Below are 16313 nucleotides of genomic sequence, written 5' to 3'. Positions count from 1 at the left end.
ATGATTAATTAAAATGGAAAAATTATCTTTATTTCAAATCTTCAAGGGCGGTGTCACCAGCAAAGAACGGCATATCTGAAAGCGACATGCCGTTCTTTGCCATCCCTTTTTAGAGTGGATTATTCAAGGCCCATACGGAAACGCTTTTCCCATGAACGGGGAAGGTAGCGAAACCATCATCTTCAATGGTAATGTGGTCATCTTTATGACAAGTTAAATCAATCCAGATTTCACCAGCACGATGTTCACCGACGAACATCCTTTTTTCACTGTTGTGATCTCCATTGGAGATAATGACGGCACACCCCGAGCCTTCTAGTTCATCAACTCCGTGCCGGACCCATCCTATCGTATTTGGATCATCAAAGTAGTCGGTCTGTTCTCCGTAAGCTTTTTCATACCTGGCATATAGTAGGCGATCCAGGATATCCTTTTTCCCAGGCACGGGAGAAGGTCCGCCGATTCCATAATAGTCCCCGTAAAAGACACACGGATAACCGCAAAGTCTAAGCAGGGTAAGTGCATATGCCGATGGTTTGAACCAGTCCTTTACCCAAGATTCCAGTGATTCATGAGGCTGGGAGTCATGGTTGTCGACAAAAGTGACGGCCTGTGCCGGATTGGTTTGGACGAGGGTATCATCAAAGATGGTTGAGAGGTCGAAGTCTGCTCCTGCTTTTGAGGCCTCATGAAATTTATAATGCAGGGAAACATCGAACAAGTTGAGGTCATGATTGGTTTGCTCCAAGTAAGTTTGACAAGCTTTAACATCCGCCTTCCAAAATTCGCCGACCATGAAGAAATGTTCCTTTGTATATGGAATGAGTTCTTGGAGAAATTCATTGATGAATTCATAATCGATATGCTTAACGGCGTCCAAACGAAAACCATCACACTTTAACGTATCAACCATCCATTTTCCCCAGCTAATCATTTCCTGACGAACTTCCGGCAGGCTGTAATCGATGTTGGCAAACATTAAATAATCATAGTTTCCGAATTCATCGATGACATGCGGATTCCAGTGCTTATTTTCGCCTGTGATTCGAAATACACCCATTTTGTCGTTTTCGGCATCATAGTCTGTACCATTAAAATGAGTATGGTTCCACTTAAAGTCAGAGTATTTATTTTTACGGCCCGGAAAATCGAATTTTGTCCAGCCTTCCATTTCAAATGGTTCTGAGATATCTTCCATCCGGTTGTTTGGATTGACTTCAATCACTTCAAATTTTTCGGTTCCATCAGCTCCTGCTTTATGGTTCATGACTAAATCAATATAAACGCAAAGTCCGTAGTTATGGCAAGTGGCTATTGCTTGCAGCAATTCATCTTTGGTCCCGTATTTGGTACGAACTGTTCCTTTTTGGTCAAATTCGCCCAAATCGTAACCGTCATATATTCCATATCCATTATCCCCAACGGATTGCCCTTTGGTAACTGGCGGAAGCCAAACGCAGTCAATTCCTATATCCTTTAACTTGGAGGCTGCGTATTTCAATCTGTCCCAATGAGAACCATCTGCCTCAAGATGCCACTCAAAAAATTGCATCATCGTATGATTTCTTTTCATCCGTTTCCCCCCTGACACCGACCCGATTTTAAAAAAAGTGAAACTAATGCAATCGGATAAAGTAATAATGGAATTCTTTACCCACTAAAATCAAATGATAAACAAGTGAATAACCCTCTTGATTGAGGTTCATTTACCTCTCTATTTTACTATTTTATACCAAATAAGGGTATTTTATATTGATTAGCAGTTAAAAATTAATCAAATGTGGAGGAATAACCCGAAAAAGGCTATACGCCAATTCAAAAAAGGCATCCCGAATTTTGGGATACCTCAATTTTTCGTAAGTCTACTATCCTTTTTTACCTCTTCGTTTAAAGAAGTGGGCGAAAGCCATTGCACCGATTAATAAGAGTAGGAGCACGGAAGATAGAATGATCGTATCTTTGGAGGAGCTGCTGTTGCCTGCCCCCTTTTGGCTCATGTTCCCGTCTATACCAGGAGGTGCACCATTCCCGCCGCGGTCCATGTCAGGGGGCTGCATGGCAGCCCCATTTTCGCCGCCGCCCATGTTTGGTTGCTGCTCATGGCCTGCATTTGCATCATCGCCGATAGTAGGAGCCCCGCCGCCCATACTGCTTTCTGTCTCGGCCTCCACAACCAGGTCTCCAGAAAGCTGCGCCAAGATCGATTCAGCACGTTGGACAGCGAAGTCAACCAAAGTTTCCTTGCCTGACGTTGCTTCTGTATACTCGTCCATTGTATAAAACTTGGTCGGGTCCTTTTTCACATAAGGTGTGATTAATGTTGAAATTTCAGTGGTCATTGCTGTCATATTTTCTTCAGCGAAAAAATCTGTGGCAATGTCATTTAGATAATCATAATATTTTTCACGGTACTCGTCGTTGGAAAGCAGGGCATTCAATAAAGGGCGCTCTTCAAGGGCCGTACCTGAAACAGGCTCGGTAATGCTGAAGTTGATATTACTTTCATTCATGAAATTTGAACTCATATCCATCATTCCGCCACCGTTCATATTCGGTGCCCCTCCAAGGACTTCCTTGTCATCCTGCTTAGTGTCATCGTCGTTACCCTCAACCGCCGTTCCATCATTTTGGTCAGCGGTTTCTTGGTCAGATGCGCCGGCCCGTCGCCCGCCGCCTCCGGAATAACCGCCAAATGACATATTATAGTCCCAAGGCAATATCGAAAAGACTCCGTTCTCTTCATATAGGTAGTAGTTGTGCTTTTTATCTCCCTGATAGTGATCGAGGTTGACAAGGGCAGTATTGGCTGCGAAATAGCGCAGCATTTCATCGACATCCAGGACTTCCTCCAGATTTCCACCATTATTGATGCTATCAAGCAATTTGATCATGGCGGATTGGTCCGAATTATCGTTTGTTTTCAAGTTTAATCCCGTGTAGTCACCAATGTCTTCGCTGATCCACTTTAAATCGCTTCCCGTACCATCCGGATAATAGAGATCGCCTGTGCCATCAGTGAAGTTGGTGTTTAGAAAGGTTTCTTCTATAGCTTCCACCCCTAGATAAAGGCCCCATTCCTTTCCGTTGATGGTCACGTACATATAGGAATGTCCGGGAGTCGCTATGCCCATCTTGTCCATTAATTCATAGGAAAGGTATTCTCTCATATAAGTTGGGTCACTGTAATTATTGTTAAGGGCCAACTTTTTCAGGCCGTGTAAATCTTGATCTTCCTGATAATAATCAAAGTCTATCTTCCAGCTGTAACGATCGGAATCTCCCATTTGAACAACGGAATTCAAGGAAAGGTTTCCCTTGGTGCGAAATCCCACATTTTTAACCGTCTCCCCATCTATCGTCACATCGGCATTAACGATTTCCTTTTCAGAGGGGTTATCCAGGATGGAATCCAAATCCTCATCAGCCAATGTTATATCAACGGTTGTCACCTTACTTTGGTCAAATACAGATTCTGTATAAGTGTTCCCTTTAGTGGCTTTTTCAACTTGAAGATTGGGAAGGAAGAACAGCACTGCTATAAAAATCATTATCAATAATCCAATGGTCGCTGCAACATATCTTGTTTTTAACATGCCAGGGCTCCTTCCTCAGGTAGTCTATATAGAGGGGTGGGCATGGATATTCATGTCCGCCATCTCTCTTAAGCTGTGAAGTTGCCATCATAACTTAACATGATGGCTGAGTGAACGCTGTTCATGTCCTTGACTTGATTAATGAATTCCGCATCATTATCCTTTAACCGAATTTCATATGTCACTTCGAGGTTATTATCGGCAATGACTGATTTCGATTTGACGGAATGCCTTTTCACCCTATTGGATATCATTTCTTCCAACGTTTTTTCAATGGATGCATCTGAATATTTAACGATTAATAAAAATGGATTTTCAACTGTGATCCGGTTGGCAAATATGAGCATCACAATACCTATTAAAATGGCACCGATGATAACCAGTGGAATTAAGCCTGCCCCGCATAAAATCCCGGAGGCTGCTGCCCAGAATAGGAAGACCAAGTCCATGGGATCTTTGATAGGCGTTCTGAACCGTACGATGGAGAGGGCACCGACCATACCAAGGGAGATAACGATATTAGTTGATATGCCCATGATGATCAAAGCAGTGGCCATTGTCATGATGATCAGGGAAATATTGAAGTTATGTGAGTACATCACGCCGGAAAAGGTCTTCTTATAAATGACGTAAATGAACAATCCGATGGCAAATGCCAACAGTAATCCAATTAGGGAGTCAATGATTGAAAAGCTCTCGGTCTTGTCCAAAAAGCTTGATTTGAAAATATCATTAAAAGTGGTGCTAGTTGTCGTCGTATCCATTTACTATTCCTCCAAATATTATGTGTTTGCTGCAATCAGCCGTATCTTCTGCTTAATTGGTATTTTGAAAAAGCTGTTTTTCTAGTATCGATGATGGATAACAATTGTTTGATGATATCCGGAAGAAATTCGTCGAACTTTATTTCCAGGATGACACAATCTGGGTCTAAAGCATCAACCATGATTAATTCGGGATTCAGGAAGTCCGTATCCCTATAGCTCGTTTTCACATTACTGTCAAAGGTGACCCGCACATTTCCATATTCATAGATGAATACCTCCCTTTCATAGTCAACGACGGTTGTCGGCTTGATTTGGAAAAGGGTCATTTGAACATATAAGTCCCTAAGGATATCCCTTGAATCCCCGGACATCCAATGTATATCCCCTGAACGAATCCGTTCGTATTCTCTAGCAGAAAGCCTGCACTTCTGTTTATAGGTAAGGTTATTCCGCTTACTCTTCTTTTCTAGATTGATGAAATCGGTATCAAGATCATAAAGTCTAGCCCGGAACTTATCCCTGTGATAAAATCCCTCTGTTTTTTGCCGCAGGATTTTATTGTCAAAGTTATCGAAATAGACACTTCGAATTAAATATTTCCCATCCAGCCCATGCGGATCAAGCCTCATGAAGTTTTGCAGGTTTTTTCTTAATAAATGACAATCAGCTTTGGTGATTGCATGTTTGAGTTCCCGCCTTCCCTTTAAACCATTCATTGTTGTTCCTCCTTTTCCTTGATTTTTGACTGCATTCAGCTTATAAACAGAATCTTAATAAAACCTTAACAACAATTTTATGTTCAATAGATTAATAGAGAGTAGGCCCCAGTTTTAACCTTTTCTTAATTTTATTGGAATTTACTAGAAGAAAAATGAGTGAATTTACTCATTGAGAATAATTATCATTATCATTAGAATAGGTTACACGATAATGATAATTATTCTCAATTAATTCAATACATGGAGGTTCACTATGATAACGAACACGCTTACGAAAAATGACCAACTACTGGAACAACAAAATACAAGGGAATCAAATGCCCGATCTTATCCTAGAAGATTACCCATGGCGATCGATCAGGCGGAGGGAATTTACCTGACAGACATGGATGGAAAACGATATATTGATTTTCTTGCCGGGGCTGGAACATTAGCACTCGGACACAATCATCCGGCAGTGCTTGAAGCGATGGAAAAAGTTATTAAGGATAAACGTCCTTTACATACATTGGACTTTACGACGCCGATCAAAGAACAATTCGTCGATGAAATTTTTGAATGCCTGCCAGAGGAATTCAGAAAAAATGCAAAAATTCAATTCTGCGGCCCTACTGGCGGAGATGCCATCGAGGCAGCACTTAAACTAGTTAAGACAGCGACAGGCAACAGAAGCATTTTATCTTTCCAGGGAGCTTACCATGGGGCAACGCATGCAACGATGTCAATCAGCGGCAATACAAAACCAAAGGAAAAAATCCAAGGGTTAATGCCAGATGTGCAATTCCTTCCGTATCCCTATCAATATCGCTGTCCCTTCGGAGTAGGGGGAGAAGAAAGCCATAAAATCAGCAGCCAGTATATCGAAAATCTATTGAATGATCCCGAATCAGGATTATTGGCACCTGCAGGGATGATTTTGGAGGCAGTACAAGGCGAGGGAGGTTCCATACCAGCTCCAATTCCATGGCTTAAGGAAATCAGAAGAATAACGAAAGAGAAGGGCATTCCACTTATTATCGACGAAGTTCAATCAGGTATCGGCCGTACAGGGAAGATGTTTGCCTTTGAACATGCAGGAATCGTCCCGGACGTTCTTGTCCTATCCAAAGCAATAGGCGGAAGTCTTCCATTATCGGTGGTGATTTATAACAAAGAGCTGGACCTATGGTCACCAGGTGCACATATCGGTACGTTCCGCGGAAATCAAATGGCGATGGCAGCAGGAACAGCGACTTTAAAATTCATGAAAGAGACGAATCTTGTGGAGCATGCCGCTAAAATGGGAGAACTCTTAAAGGATATTCTTAAAGATTTGCAAAAAGATATTAAGCAGATCGGCGATGTCAGGGGCCGGGGATTAATGGTCGGAGTAGAAATGATCAATCATGAAGAACCGCAAAATGCGAATGGAAGCCATCCTGCTGATTCGCAACTTGCCAGTGCCATTCAACAGGAATGTTTTCAAAGAGGGTTGATTCTGGAAGTTGGCGGCAGACATGGAAGTGTAGTGAGGTTCTTGCCTCCATTGATCGTAACTGAATCCCAGCTTCGCGAGGCCACTGCAATTTTTGAACAAGCTGTTCGTGCAGCTGTTGCAAGAGGGTGAATGATCAATGATCAAAACGATAAATAAAACGGACTTTGCTTATTCCCGGATGTTCTTGAATAACGAAGAAGGCTTCAATAACTACAGCCAGTCATTGAAAATCATTGAAAAAAAGCTGACCAACTTTTTAAAAGGGAATCATTCACCATACTCTGGGAAAAAACCGTATGAAATCGAAGCAAGATTAAGCGGGCGGTCCCCCGCTTCCCTAAAAGGGGAGACACTGGAAGCAGTGGCGGATGAGCTGGCAGAGTTTGTTATTAACGACAGCATCAATGTACACAGCCCTGCTTGTATCGGACATTTGCATTGCCCGACATTAATACCTGCCGTTGCTGCCGAAATGGTTATCGGTACGTTGAATCAATCCATGGATTCATGGGACCAAAGCTCGTCGGCAACCTTCGTTGAAGAGCGTTTAATAGATTGGCTTTGCAGCCAGGTAGGGTTACCGGAACAAGCGGATGGGATTTTCACAAGCGGTGGAACCCAATCTAATTATATGGGCCTGCTATTGGCTAGGGACGCATATTGTAAGAAATTCTGGGGTGTTGACGTACAACAGCATGGCTTGCCGGTCGAGGCGAGTAAATTGCGGATCTTATGCTCAGAGGCTGCCCACTTTACGGTTCGGAAGTCAGCGGCACAGCTGGGGCTTGGAGAACAGGCTGTAATCACGATCAAAACGGATGCAAATCACCGTTTGTCCATAGACGAATTAAATCATCAATTGCTGCTTTTGGAGAAACAGGGATTACTGCCATTTGCCATCGTTGCAACTTGCGGAACAACGGATTTTGGTTCAATCGATCCATTACATGAGTTGTCCGAAGCTGCAAGGAAGAATGGGATATGGCTGCATGTGGACGCTGCATATGGAGGCGCGATGATTTTAAGTAAGGATTACAAAGACTTAATCAGCGGTATTGAACGGGCCGACTCGATTACGGTTGATTTTCACAAATTATTCTATCAACCCATCAGCTGTGGTGCTTTTCTTGTCTCTGACAGCAACTCATTTCAATATATCCAGCATCACGCAGATTACTTGAATCCACAGGAAGATGAAGCGGAGGGCATGGTTCACTTAGTCAATAAATCGGTTCAAACGACGAGAAGGTTCGACGCACTGAAGCTCTGGATGTCATTGAAGGTCGTTGGACTGGATACCTTTGCCGAAATGATCGATTATACTTGTCACCTTGCACGTGAGGTGGCTGTGAAGATCGATAAAGAGGAAGGATTCACAGTATTGAATAAAGCCCCTGAATTGAATGCGGTTGTATTCCGTTATAATCCCGAAGGAGAAAGCGATCAGTTAGTCAATCTATTAAATAAACAGATTCAGCAGGAATTACTGAAAAGCGGACGGGCATTTTTAGCAAAAACACGTTTTGAAGGACAGGTATATTTAAAAATGACACTATTGAACCCAATGACAAGGCTTGAACACATAGAGGACATTTTAGACGAAATACGAGTATTAGGTGAAATGTTCAAGATGATGGAGGAATGAAGATGAATGGTAAGCAAATAGCTGAAAGGGCGACGATGCAAAGCTTTCTGAATTGCTATTTCCGGGAAACCGGAAATTGCAGGTTAGAAGAAACGAAAAACTGGCCGAATTTGGAGGGGTCCATTCCGGATTCATTAATGGTCAGTAAGCTCACATCCCAAGACATTGCATTGCTTGTTCCGCTTAAATATTGGTCGGAAACGGGGCGTCATATTTTCCACTTCCCGGTTTACTATCAAACGGGATCCAAACAAGTGCATGAATTAGATTACGTGACAATGGTCTCAATTGTTTCTAAAGAATTATTGAATGAGCAGGGCCGGACGGATAGTGAAGATGAATTGATGCTGCGTGTCATCCTAAGCAGCCAAAATATTCAACGGTATGTCGAAGCCAGGACCGAAGACGCTGATGCCCTTCAAAGTCCCGATTTCACCTATATCGAAGCAGAACAGTCGCTTTTATTCGGGCACCTGTTCCATCCGACACCGAAAAGCAAGCAAGGCATTTCGGAAAAAGATGAATGGATCTATTCACCCGAATTAAAAGGGCAGTTTCAGCTCCACTACTTCCTGGCAGATCCTTCGATTGTCATCCAGGATTCCAGTGAAGACCGATCGGCAAGTGAGATCATCAAACAGGAATTAGCCGGTGACTTGGAGATATCCAGTGAATTCCGTCGAACGTATTGCCAAGAGGAAAGCCGATATACCATCATCCCGGCACACCCGCTCCAGGCAAAAGCCCTTATCGAAAAAGAAGAGTTCAAAAAGCTAATCGAGCAAGGGACACTAGTTTATGCAGGGCCGCTCGGGAAAAAATTCACGGCCACTTCTTCATTTAGAACGGTATATAGTCCCACATCAAGATATATGTACAAATTTTCCGTTCCGGTTAAAATCACGAATTCCTTACGTGCTAATCTGCAAAAAGAATTAGATCGCGGTGTCGAAATTGCAAAATTAATGGATTCTAAAGTGGGAGACGATCTAAAAGAACGGCACCCCTCCTTCCGTATCATCAAGGATCCTGCTTACTTAACGATCAAAACGACCGAGCAAGAATCGGGATTCGATGTTGATATCCGGGAAAATCCTTTTTATGAAAACGATAAACAAGCAAGCCTGATTGCCGGCTTATGTCAGGATAATGCTTATGGTGCACCATCAAGGCTTGGAGCGATCATCCGCAAATTATCAGCTGAAGAAGACCGCAGTACCGAAGAAGTAAGTAAGGATTGGTTCAAAACCTATCTGTCCATGACATTGAAACCGATGCTTTGGCTATTTGAAGAGTATGGAATCGTTTTGGAAGCCCATCAACAAAATTCCATCATTCAACTTCAAGATGGGTATCCAGCCGCTTTTTATTATCGTGATAATCAAGGGTATTACTATTGTGAGTCCAAAGTGGACAGGCTGCAGAAGATCATGCCGGAACTAAGTGAAAAAAGCTTCACGATTTGTTCTGATGAAGTCGCTGAAGAAAGACTGCAATACTATTTCTTTTTTAATCACTTATTAGGCTTAATCAATAATTTTGGAACAGAAGGATTAGTATCAGAGAACAAACTTTTACAGCTCGTTCAGGAACAACTGGAAACATGCAGCAGGGATAGCGAAGATGAAGGGGTGAATCGAGTTGTCTCAAAGTTGCTTCATGCCGGGGAATTATCTTGTAAGGCTAATTTACTGACACGATTCCATGATATGGATGAGCTTGTCGGTTCACTTGAGACACAATCCGTTTATACAACGATTGATAATCCGTTCGCGCAGGGGGTTATGGCCGTCCATGAAAAATAGTTATGAAGAAATGCTCAAGGACTGCAATAAACAGCTTTCATTTGTCAAAGTTGAATTTGAGAGGGATTTGGATACACTGCATGAATGGATGCATGAAGATCATGTGATACCCTACTGGAATTTGAATTTCACAAAAGAAAAATTCGCTGTTCATTTAAAAAAGGCATTGGCTGATACACACCAAACACTCTATTTAGGCTGTTTGGACTCCATTCCCATGAGCTATTGGGAATCGTATTGGGTAAAAGGCGATATCATCGAAGATTATTATGAATCCGAAGAGGGAGATCAAGGCATTCACTTACTCATTGGTGATCCGGATTACCTGGGAAAAGGACTGGCTTTGCCGTTTTTACGGGCAATGGTGAAATTCCAACTACTGACTTCAACAACAAACAAAGTGATGGCTGAACCGGATATCAGGAATGCAAAGATGATTCATTTATTCGAAAAATGCGGGTTTACCCCAATTAAAGAGATAGAACTCCCTGACAAAACAGCATTGCTTATGTCATGCACACGGGGGAATTTCGAGAGGAAGTGGAACTATGGAGAAGCAACAATCTATCTATGACCTGGTAGGGATAGGGATTGGTCCATTTAACCTTGGACTTGCGGCCCTTTTGGAGAAAACCCCGGAGTTGAATGCCGTCTTTTTTGAGAAAAAGGGGGAATTTAATTGGCATGAAGGGATGCTGCTGGAAGGGACAACGCTGCAAGTGCCGTTCTTTGCCGATCTGGTTAGCATGGCAGATGTGACAAGCCCATATAGCTACCTGAATTATTTACAGCAGCATGATCGGCTTTATCATTTCTACTTCCTGGAAAAATTCCTGATTCCACGAAAAGAATATAACGACTATTGCCGCTGGGCTGCCCATCAACTTGATAGCTGCCGTTTCGGCAAAGCGGTGGAGGCGGTTGAATATATAGGAGATCAAGGTGAACCCTGCTATCAAATCAGTGTAAGGGATGTACAAACACAAAAGATCGAAGTCTATTATAGCCGCCATGTAGTCATGGGAATTGGCAGTTCCCCGACTGTTCCATCGGCCTTTCAGCCCTATATGGGAGAGAGCATCCTGCATTCGGCCGATTATTTACGGAATAAAGAAAACGTCTTAAAGAAAAAATCCGTAACGGTAGTCGGATCTGGACAGAGTGCAGCCGAGGTCTTTCTGGATTTGCTTAATGAGCAGGAGGAATATGGCTACCAGCTAAACTGGTATACAAGATCCAAGGGATTTTTCCCTATGGAATATTCAAAACTCGGGTTGGAATACTTCACTCCAGATTACCTTGATTTCTTTTATCGGCTGCCGCAGGAAAAGAAGGATGAAATCCTGCCGAAACAGGATTTATTGTATAAAGGGATTAGCGCTACCACCATTGCAGCAATTTTTGACAAGATGTATGAGAAATCGATTGGAAATGCCGAACTTGCCATTGAACTTCGGGCCATGACGGAAGTTGCGGCAGTTACACCCGCCGAAAATGGCTGGCAATTGAAATGCCGACAGTGGGTTGAAGATAGCGAATTTGATGTGGACACAGAGGCGATTGTGTTTGGGACGGGATATAAATCAACCCTTCCGGCATTCCTTGAAACGATGGAAGACCATTTAGTCCGCGATGACTTGGGGCGTCTTGCAATAACGAAAGACTATAAGGTAGGGACGGCCATCTCTACACCGAATCACCTATTTATTCAAAATGGCGAGATACATACACATGGTGTGGGTGCTCCGGATCTAGGCCTGGGGGCATTCCGAAACTCGATTATCATCAATCAATTGGCAGGTAAAGAAGTTTATCCATCGAAGCCAAAGGGTGCATTTCAGTCATTCCGTGTAAAAACACCCGTCATGGCTTACTAAGAAAAGGGAAGGGAGAATTATATGCAGTTCATAAATGAAGTGGAACAGGCAGTTTCAGAAAAAAATTGGTCGATAGTAAACCAAAACCTGCTGGCCAAGATGATTTCTGAGTATATGTATGAAGATATGATCCATCCAGCTGTCCTGAACGAAAACGCAGCAGGAAATCTATATGAGTTAAAGATAAATGAGGGGAAATCTTATCGATTTTTAGCGTCGCCCCGTCTTTTTGACAGCTATGAAGTACAGGCCGAGTCGATCCAGGTATGTGAAACGGAAGGTTTTACACAGGCTAAAGATGCTATTCAATTCATTTTGGACATCCAGCCATTAATTGGGATGACTGCAGAAACAACAGGACATTTAATCAAAGAATTCCATCATACGCTGCTTGCGGATCTCCAACTGCTATCAAAACCTGAACAAGATGCGGATGATTTAGTCGAACTGGATTATGCATTACTTGAAGGCGAAATGAGCGGTCACCCTTGGATTGCTTATAACAAGGGAAGAATCGGTTTCGGTTATGATGATTATTTGAAGTTCGCCCCAGAAAACCAGAAGGAAGTTCAGTTATCCTGGATTGCCGTCCATAAAACCAGGGGTGAGTTCAATTCAGTCGAAACGTTATCCTATAAGCAATTGATGGAGAATGAACTGGATGGGGAAACCCAAAAATCATTTGCAAAGACATTGACAGAAAAAGGGCTGAACGCAGAAAACTATTACTACCTCCCAGTTCATGAATGGCAGTGGAAGAATGTAATCATCCAGAACTTTACCGATGACTTGGCTAAAGGGCTGATCGTAGCTTTGGGAAATGGTCCTGATAAATATTTGCCGCAACAATCCATCCGGACATTTGTTAATGTATCGAATAAGGATAAACACCACGTCAAGCTGCCGATGAGCATTTTAAATACGCTAGTATACCGTGGATTGCCAGCTGAACGCACGGTCATTGCCCCAAAAATCACAACGTATATAAAGAATATTTATGAAAATGATTCATTCTTGAAAGAACAATGCAAAGTAGTGCTTCCTGGTGAAGTGGCCAGTTTAAATGTTGATCACCCGTATTATTCCAAGCTAGAGAATGTACCGTATCAATATTTGGAGATGCTGGGGGGGATTTGGAGAGAAAGCATTTACAGTTATATGGAAGAAGGAGAAAAGCCCATTACGCTTGCGTCCCTTTTACATGCCGACAGCAAAGGTAAACCATATGTGGAAAGTCTTATTGAAAAATCGGGATTGACTGCAGAAGCCTGGACAGCTCAATTATTTGACGTCATCCTATCACCATTACTGCATTTCATCTATCAATATGGATTGGTCTTCTCGCCGCATGGTCAAAATACCATTTTAGTTTTGAAGGATTACAAACCTCACCGTTTGGCCATCAAGGATTTTGTAGATGATGTAAACGTAAGTGATCAGCCGCTTCCTGAATTAAGCAGCCTGCCTGATGATTTAAGGAAAGTACTAAGAAGTGAGACTCCGGAGGGGCTGGTTCAATTCATTTTCACGGGACTATTCATCTGTCATTTCCGATACTTGTCAACACTTCTGATGAAGAGGTCCCTTTTGGATGAGAATGCTTTTTGGGAAGGCGTCGCTCGAACAATCCTTACACATCAGAAAAAATTCCCTATGTTACAGGATCGTTTCGATACGTTCAATTTCTTTGCGCCAAAATTAACAAAGCTCTGCCTGAATAGAAATCGGATGCTTCAATATGGGTATAGCGATGGTGAAGACCGTCCGCATGCATCTGAGTTTGGGCATGTGAATAATGCCCTTTATGAAAAGTTATCTGCAAAAACGCTATAAAGTTAAACTGGCTCAGACTTTTGAGCCAGTTTTCTTATGGTTTTACAATTTGACCGTTGATTTCCGCTCCAATCAACTTAGTTTTAACGGTAAGGTAGAACTGATGTTGTCTACAGTCTTTTATGATTTAAATAGATTAAATCTTGAGGTAATGTGGGTGTTAAACCTATAAAAGGGAAAATCAAAGAGACGAAATGTACGCATAAAAGACGGATTGTGTTATCCTCTTTGGGTCAAATTCACTAAAAATTATCTTTGAGATAGGGCTTGCCGTTCATTTAAATTGGTGATAAGCTATGTGTAAACGGTTACACAAAAGCGTAGAGGGTGATATTTTGGCAACTATTCGGGATGTGGCAAAGGAAGCTGGAGTTTCTGTGGCAACGGTTTCCAGAGTTATGAATGGCAGTGGTTATGCACATGAGGACACAAAAAAGGTGGTCATGGCAGCTGTTGAAAAATTAAATTATAAACCGAATGAAGTGGCAAGATCCCTCTACAATCGTAAATCCAAATTGGTTGGTTTGATTTTGCCGGACATTACGAATCCCTTCTTCCCAGAAATGGCAAGAGGTGTCGAGGATTATCTGCAGCAGTTTGGTTATCGGTTGATTTTTGGAAATAGTGATGAAAAGCGAGATAAAGAAATAGAATATATTGACACTTTCCTGCAAAACAATGTAGTGGGCATGATTGCTTCAACTAGTGAAGAAGCCAATGAGAATTTCGATAATCTGGATATTCCAGTTGTCCTTCTCGACCGTACAGCAGAGAAATTACCAGCTGTTTATTCCGATCAAAGGACAGGCGGTAAGCTGGCAGCACGCGTATTGCTGGATAGAGGCAGTACGAATATCGTCCTCATTAGGGGGCCAGTGGAAATAAAGCCTGTATATGAACGGTATATGGCAGCATTGGAAGAATTGAAACAAGCAAAAGTGAACGTGCAAGTCATGGATTCATCCCTGACTCTTCAGGGCGGCCAAACATGCGTCAAGCAGCTTTTCGAGCAATATCCGGAAACGGATGGAATCATTGCTTGTAATGATATTGTTGCAGCCGCCGCACTTCAAGAGATTTTAAAACGGGGAATACGGATACCGGAAGACATACAATTGATCGGCTATGATGATATCTCCTTCACAGCGTTATTGCACCCACCGTTATCGACCATTCGGCAGCCAGCCTATGAGATGGGGGCACATGCGGCGGAAATGCTAATTAAAAGGATCAATCAAGAAAAAATGGAAGTAACACATAAAAAGCTCCCTGTTTCTTTTGTGGAGAGACAAACAACGAGAAGGAAGGCGGAGAAGACATGATTAGAATTGCAGTAGTGGGAAGCTCGTCTATGGACTTAGTGGTGACATCAGCTAAACGGCCAATGGCGGGGGAAACGGTTTTAGGAGAGTCCTTTATCACGGTTCCTGGAGGAAAGGGAGCCAATCAGGCTGTTGCAGCGGCACGTCTTGGTGCAGAAGTGTCAATGGTTGGATGTGTGGGAGATGATGTCTATGGAGAGATCATCTTAGAAAATCTGAAAAAGAATCATGTAAACACGCAGTATGTGGAACCGGTTACAGGTTCTGCTTCCGGGACAGCACACATTACCCTTTCGGAAGGTGATAACAGCATTATAGTCGTAAAAGGTGCAAATGATTTCATTACTCCTGAATATGTAGAAAAGGCGAAAAAGGTGATAGAGGAATCGGATATCGTGATGGTTCAGCAGGAAATACCTGAGGAAACTGTGGAGTATCTGGCTGACTTGTGCAACATGCTTCAAAAGAGATTACTATTGAATCCAGCTCCCGCCCGCAAGCTAAGCGAGGCTGTCATTCAACAGGCATCCTTCCTTACTCCGAATGAACATGAATTCGAGATACTATTCGATGGGAGAGATAGAACGGAAGTCTTGACTGAGTATCCAAATAAATTATTCATTACCGAAGGAAAAAATGGCGTCCGTTACTTTGATGGACATGAAGAAAAGATTGTTCCAAGCTTTGAAGTGGAAGCGGTGGATACAACAGGTGCAGGGGATACATTCAATGCTGCCTTTGCGGTGGCTGTTGCAGAAGGAAAAAGTTTTGGCGAAAGTTTGTTGTTCGCGAACCGGGCAGCTTCCATTTCCGTGACGAAATTAGGCGCTCAAGGCGGCATGCCGCAAAGGGTAGAGGTCGAGAGGGGCTTTGAAGCATGAAACGTCAAGGAATCATCAATAGTTCAATAGCCAAGGTCCTGGTTGACCTTGGTCATACCGATTATATTGTCGTAGGTGATGCCGGGCTGCCGGTGCCGCCCGGAGTTTGCAAGATAGATTTGGCATTGACCCCTGGGACGCCATCATTTCAAGATGTCGTCCGGGCGGTTCACGAAGATATGGTTGTTGAAAAAGTTATCGCTGCCACAGAAGTGAAGGTTAAAAACCCGGAACAACATCAATACATGGAGCAGCAATTCGGAGCAGCGATTGAATATGTTTCCCATGAGGATTTTAAAAGGCTGACAAGTAACGCGAAAGCCATTATCCGGACCGGGGAGACGACGCCATATTCAAATTGCATATTGCAGTCTGGAGTATTCTTTTAAAGAAA

General features: G+C 42.8%; 13 protein-coding genes. 9 read left to right on the top strand and 4 right to left on the bottom strand.

Annotation, left to right across the window (positions count from 1 at the left end; genetic code table 11):
- Positions 1 to 109: 109 nt before the first annotated feature.
- The 4 genes from MHB45_RS24325 to MHB45_RS24310 all read right to left on the bottom strand — a co-directional run bounded on the left by MHB45_RS24325 (position 110) and on the right by MHB45_RS24310 (position 5076).
- Positions 110 to 1573, bottom strand: a complete 1464-nt coding sequence (locus MHB45_RS24325; RefSeq protein WP_340908124.1) for an alpha-amylase — start codon at positions 1571 to 1573, stop codon at positions 110 to 112.
- A 292-nt stretch (positions 1574 to 1865) separates the two neighbouring features.
- Complete coding sequence (locus tag MHB45_RS24320; RefSeq protein WP_048685625.1) at positions 1866 to 3593, bottom strand: CotH kinase family protein; 1728 nt, start codon at positions 3591 to 3593, stop codon at positions 1866 to 1868.
- Positions 3594 to 3661: 68 nt separating this feature from the next.
- Positions 3662 to 4357 (bottom strand): DUF4956 domain-containing protein, encoded by a 696-nt coding sequence (locus tag MHB45_RS24315; protein WP_340908123.1) that lies wholly within the window; start codon positions 4355 to 4357, stop codon positions 3662 to 3664.
- A 35-nt stretch (positions 4358 to 4392) separates the two neighbouring features.
- On the bottom strand, positions 4393 to 5076 hold the full coding sequence (locus MHB45_RS24310) for a polyphosphate polymerase domain-containing protein (protein WP_048685629.1): 684 nt from the start codon (positions 5074 to 5076) through the stop codon (positions 4393 to 4395).
- Between the two features lie 256 nt (positions 5077 to 5332).
- Here MHB45_RS24310 and MHB45_RS24305 point away from each other — a divergent pair, with 256 nt between their 5' ends.
- The 9 genes from MHB45_RS24305 (at position 5333) to rbsD (ending at position 16308) form a co-directional block, all read left to right on the top strand.
- The gene (locus MHB45_RS24305; RefSeq protein ID WP_048685631.1) at positions 5333 to 6685 is read left to right on the top strand and encodes an aspartate aminotransferase family protein; all 1353 of its coding nucleotides are present in this window, start codon (positions 5333 to 5335) and stop codon (positions 6683 to 6685) included.
- A 7-nt stretch (positions 6686 to 6692) separates the two neighbouring features.
- Positions 6693 to 8201, top strand: a complete 1509-nt coding sequence (locus MHB45_RS24300; protein WP_340908122.1) for a pyridoxal phosphate-dependent decarboxylase family protein — start codon at positions 6693 to 6695, stop codon at positions 8199 to 8201.
- Positions 8202 to 8203: 2 nt separating this feature from the next.
- Positions 8204 to 10006, top strand: coding sequence for an IucA/IucC family protein (locus MHB45_RS24295; RefSeq protein WP_161922053.1), 1803 nt, complete (start codon positions 8204 to 8206; stop codon positions 10004 to 10006).
- Positions 9996 to 10580 carry a GNAT family N-acetyltransferase gene (locus MHB45_RS24290; protein WP_048685635.1) on the top strand — a complete coding sequence of 195 codons (585 nt, stop codon included), beginning with the start codon at positions 9996 to 9998 and terminating at the stop codon, positions 10578 to 10580. Before MHB45_RS24295 ends, MHB45_RS24290 begins: the two co-directional genes overlap by 11 nt.
- On the top strand, positions 10555 to 11883 hold the full coding sequence (locus MHB45_RS24285) for a lysine N(6)-hydroxylase/L-ornithine N(5)-oxygenase family protein (RefSeq protein WP_048685636.1): 1329 nt from the start codon (positions 10555 to 10557) through the stop codon (positions 11881 to 11883). Before MHB45_RS24290 ends, MHB45_RS24285 begins: the two co-directional genes overlap by 26 nt.
- Before the next feature lie 21 nt (positions 11884 to 11904).
- A complete protein-coding gene (locus MHB45_RS24280) occupies positions 11905 to 13716 on the top strand; it encodes an IucA/IucC family protein (RefSeq protein WP_072272183.1) in 1812 nt (603 codons plus the stop codon).
- 335 nt (positions 13717 to 14051) lie between these two features.
- Positions 14052 to 15038, top strand: a complete 987-nt coding sequence (locus MHB45_RS24275) for a LacI family DNA-binding transcriptional regulator (RefSeq protein ID WP_048685640.1) — start codon at positions 14052 to 14054, stop codon at positions 15036 to 15038.
- The gene (rbsK, locus tag MHB45_RS24270) at positions 15035 to 15919 is read left to right on the top strand and encodes a ribokinase (protein ID WP_063595563.1); all 885 of its coding nucleotides are present in this window, start codon (positions 15035 to 15037) and stop codon (positions 15917 to 15919) included. Before MHB45_RS24275 ends, rbsK begins: the two co-directional genes overlap by 4 nt.
- Complete coding sequence (rbsD, locus tag MHB45_RS24265; protein ID WP_034316088.1) at positions 15916 to 16308, top strand: D-ribose pyranase; 393 nt, start codon at positions 15916 to 15918, stop codon at positions 16306 to 16308. Before rbsK ends, rbsD begins: the two co-directional genes overlap by 4 nt.
- Positions 16309 to 16313 lie beyond the last annotated feature (5 nt).

The sequence above is a fragment of the Peribacillus sp. FSL K6-5616 genome (assembly GCF_038008245.1).
Classification (GTDB): Bacteria; Bacillota; Bacilli; order Bacillales; family DSM-1321; genus Peribacillus; species Peribacillus frigoritolerans.
The sequence above is the reverse complement of the archived record's forward strand: the minus strand, read 5'-3'. Positions and strand labels throughout refer to the sequence as shown.

What these genes read in the sequence shown, in the direction of transcription:
- MHB45_RS24325 (WP_340908124.1), bottom strand. Translation starts at nt 1,573, where the DNA reads ATGAAAAGAAATCATACGATGATGCAATTTTTTGAGTGGCATCTTGAG.
- MHB45_RS24320 (WP_048685625.1), bottom strand. Translation starts at nt 3,593, where the DNA reads ATGTTAAAAACAAGATATGTTGCAGCGACCATTGGATTATTGATAATG.
- MHB45_RS24315 (WP_340908123.1), bottom strand. Translation starts at nt 4,357, where the DNA reads ATGGATACGACGACAACTAGCACCACTTTTAATGATATTTTCAAATCA.
- MHB45_RS24310 (WP_048685629.1), bottom strand. Translation starts at nt 5,076, where the DNA reads ATGAATGGTTTAAAGGGAAGGCGGGAACTCAAACATGCAATCACCAAA.
- MHB45_RS24305 (WP_048685631.1), top strand. Translation starts at nt 5,333, where the DNA reads ATGATAACGAACACGCTTACGAAAAATGACCAACTACTGGAACAACAA.
- MHB45_RS24300 (WP_340908122.1), top strand. Translation starts at nt 6,693, where the DNA reads ATGATCAAAACGATAAATAAAACGGACTTTGCTTATTCCCGGATGTTC.
- MHB45_RS24295 (WP_161922053.1), top strand. Translation starts at nt 8,204, where the DNA reads ATGAATGGTAAGCAAATAGCTGAAAGGGCGACGATGCAAAGCTTTCTG.
- MHB45_RS24290 (WP_048685635.1), top strand. Translation starts at nt 9,996, where the DNA reads ATGAAAAATAGTTATGAAGAAATGCTCAAGGACTGCAATAAACAGCTT.
- MHB45_RS24285 (WP_048685636.1), top strand. Translation starts at nt 10,555, where the DNA reads ATGGAGAAGCAACAATCTATCTATGACCTGGTAGGGATAGGGATTGGT.
- MHB45_RS24280 (WP_072272183.1), top strand. Translation starts at nt 11,905, where the DNA reads ATGCAGTTCATAAATGAAGTGGAACAGGCAGTTTCAGAAAAAAATTGG.
- rbsK (WP_063595563.1), top strand. Translation starts at nt 15,035, where the DNA reads ATGATTAGAATTGCAGTAGTGGGAAGCTCGTCTATGGACTTAGTGGTG.
- rbsD (WP_034316088.1), top strand. Translation starts at nt 15,916, where the DNA reads ATGAAACGTCAAGGAATCATCAATAGTTCAATAGCCAAGGTCCTGGTT.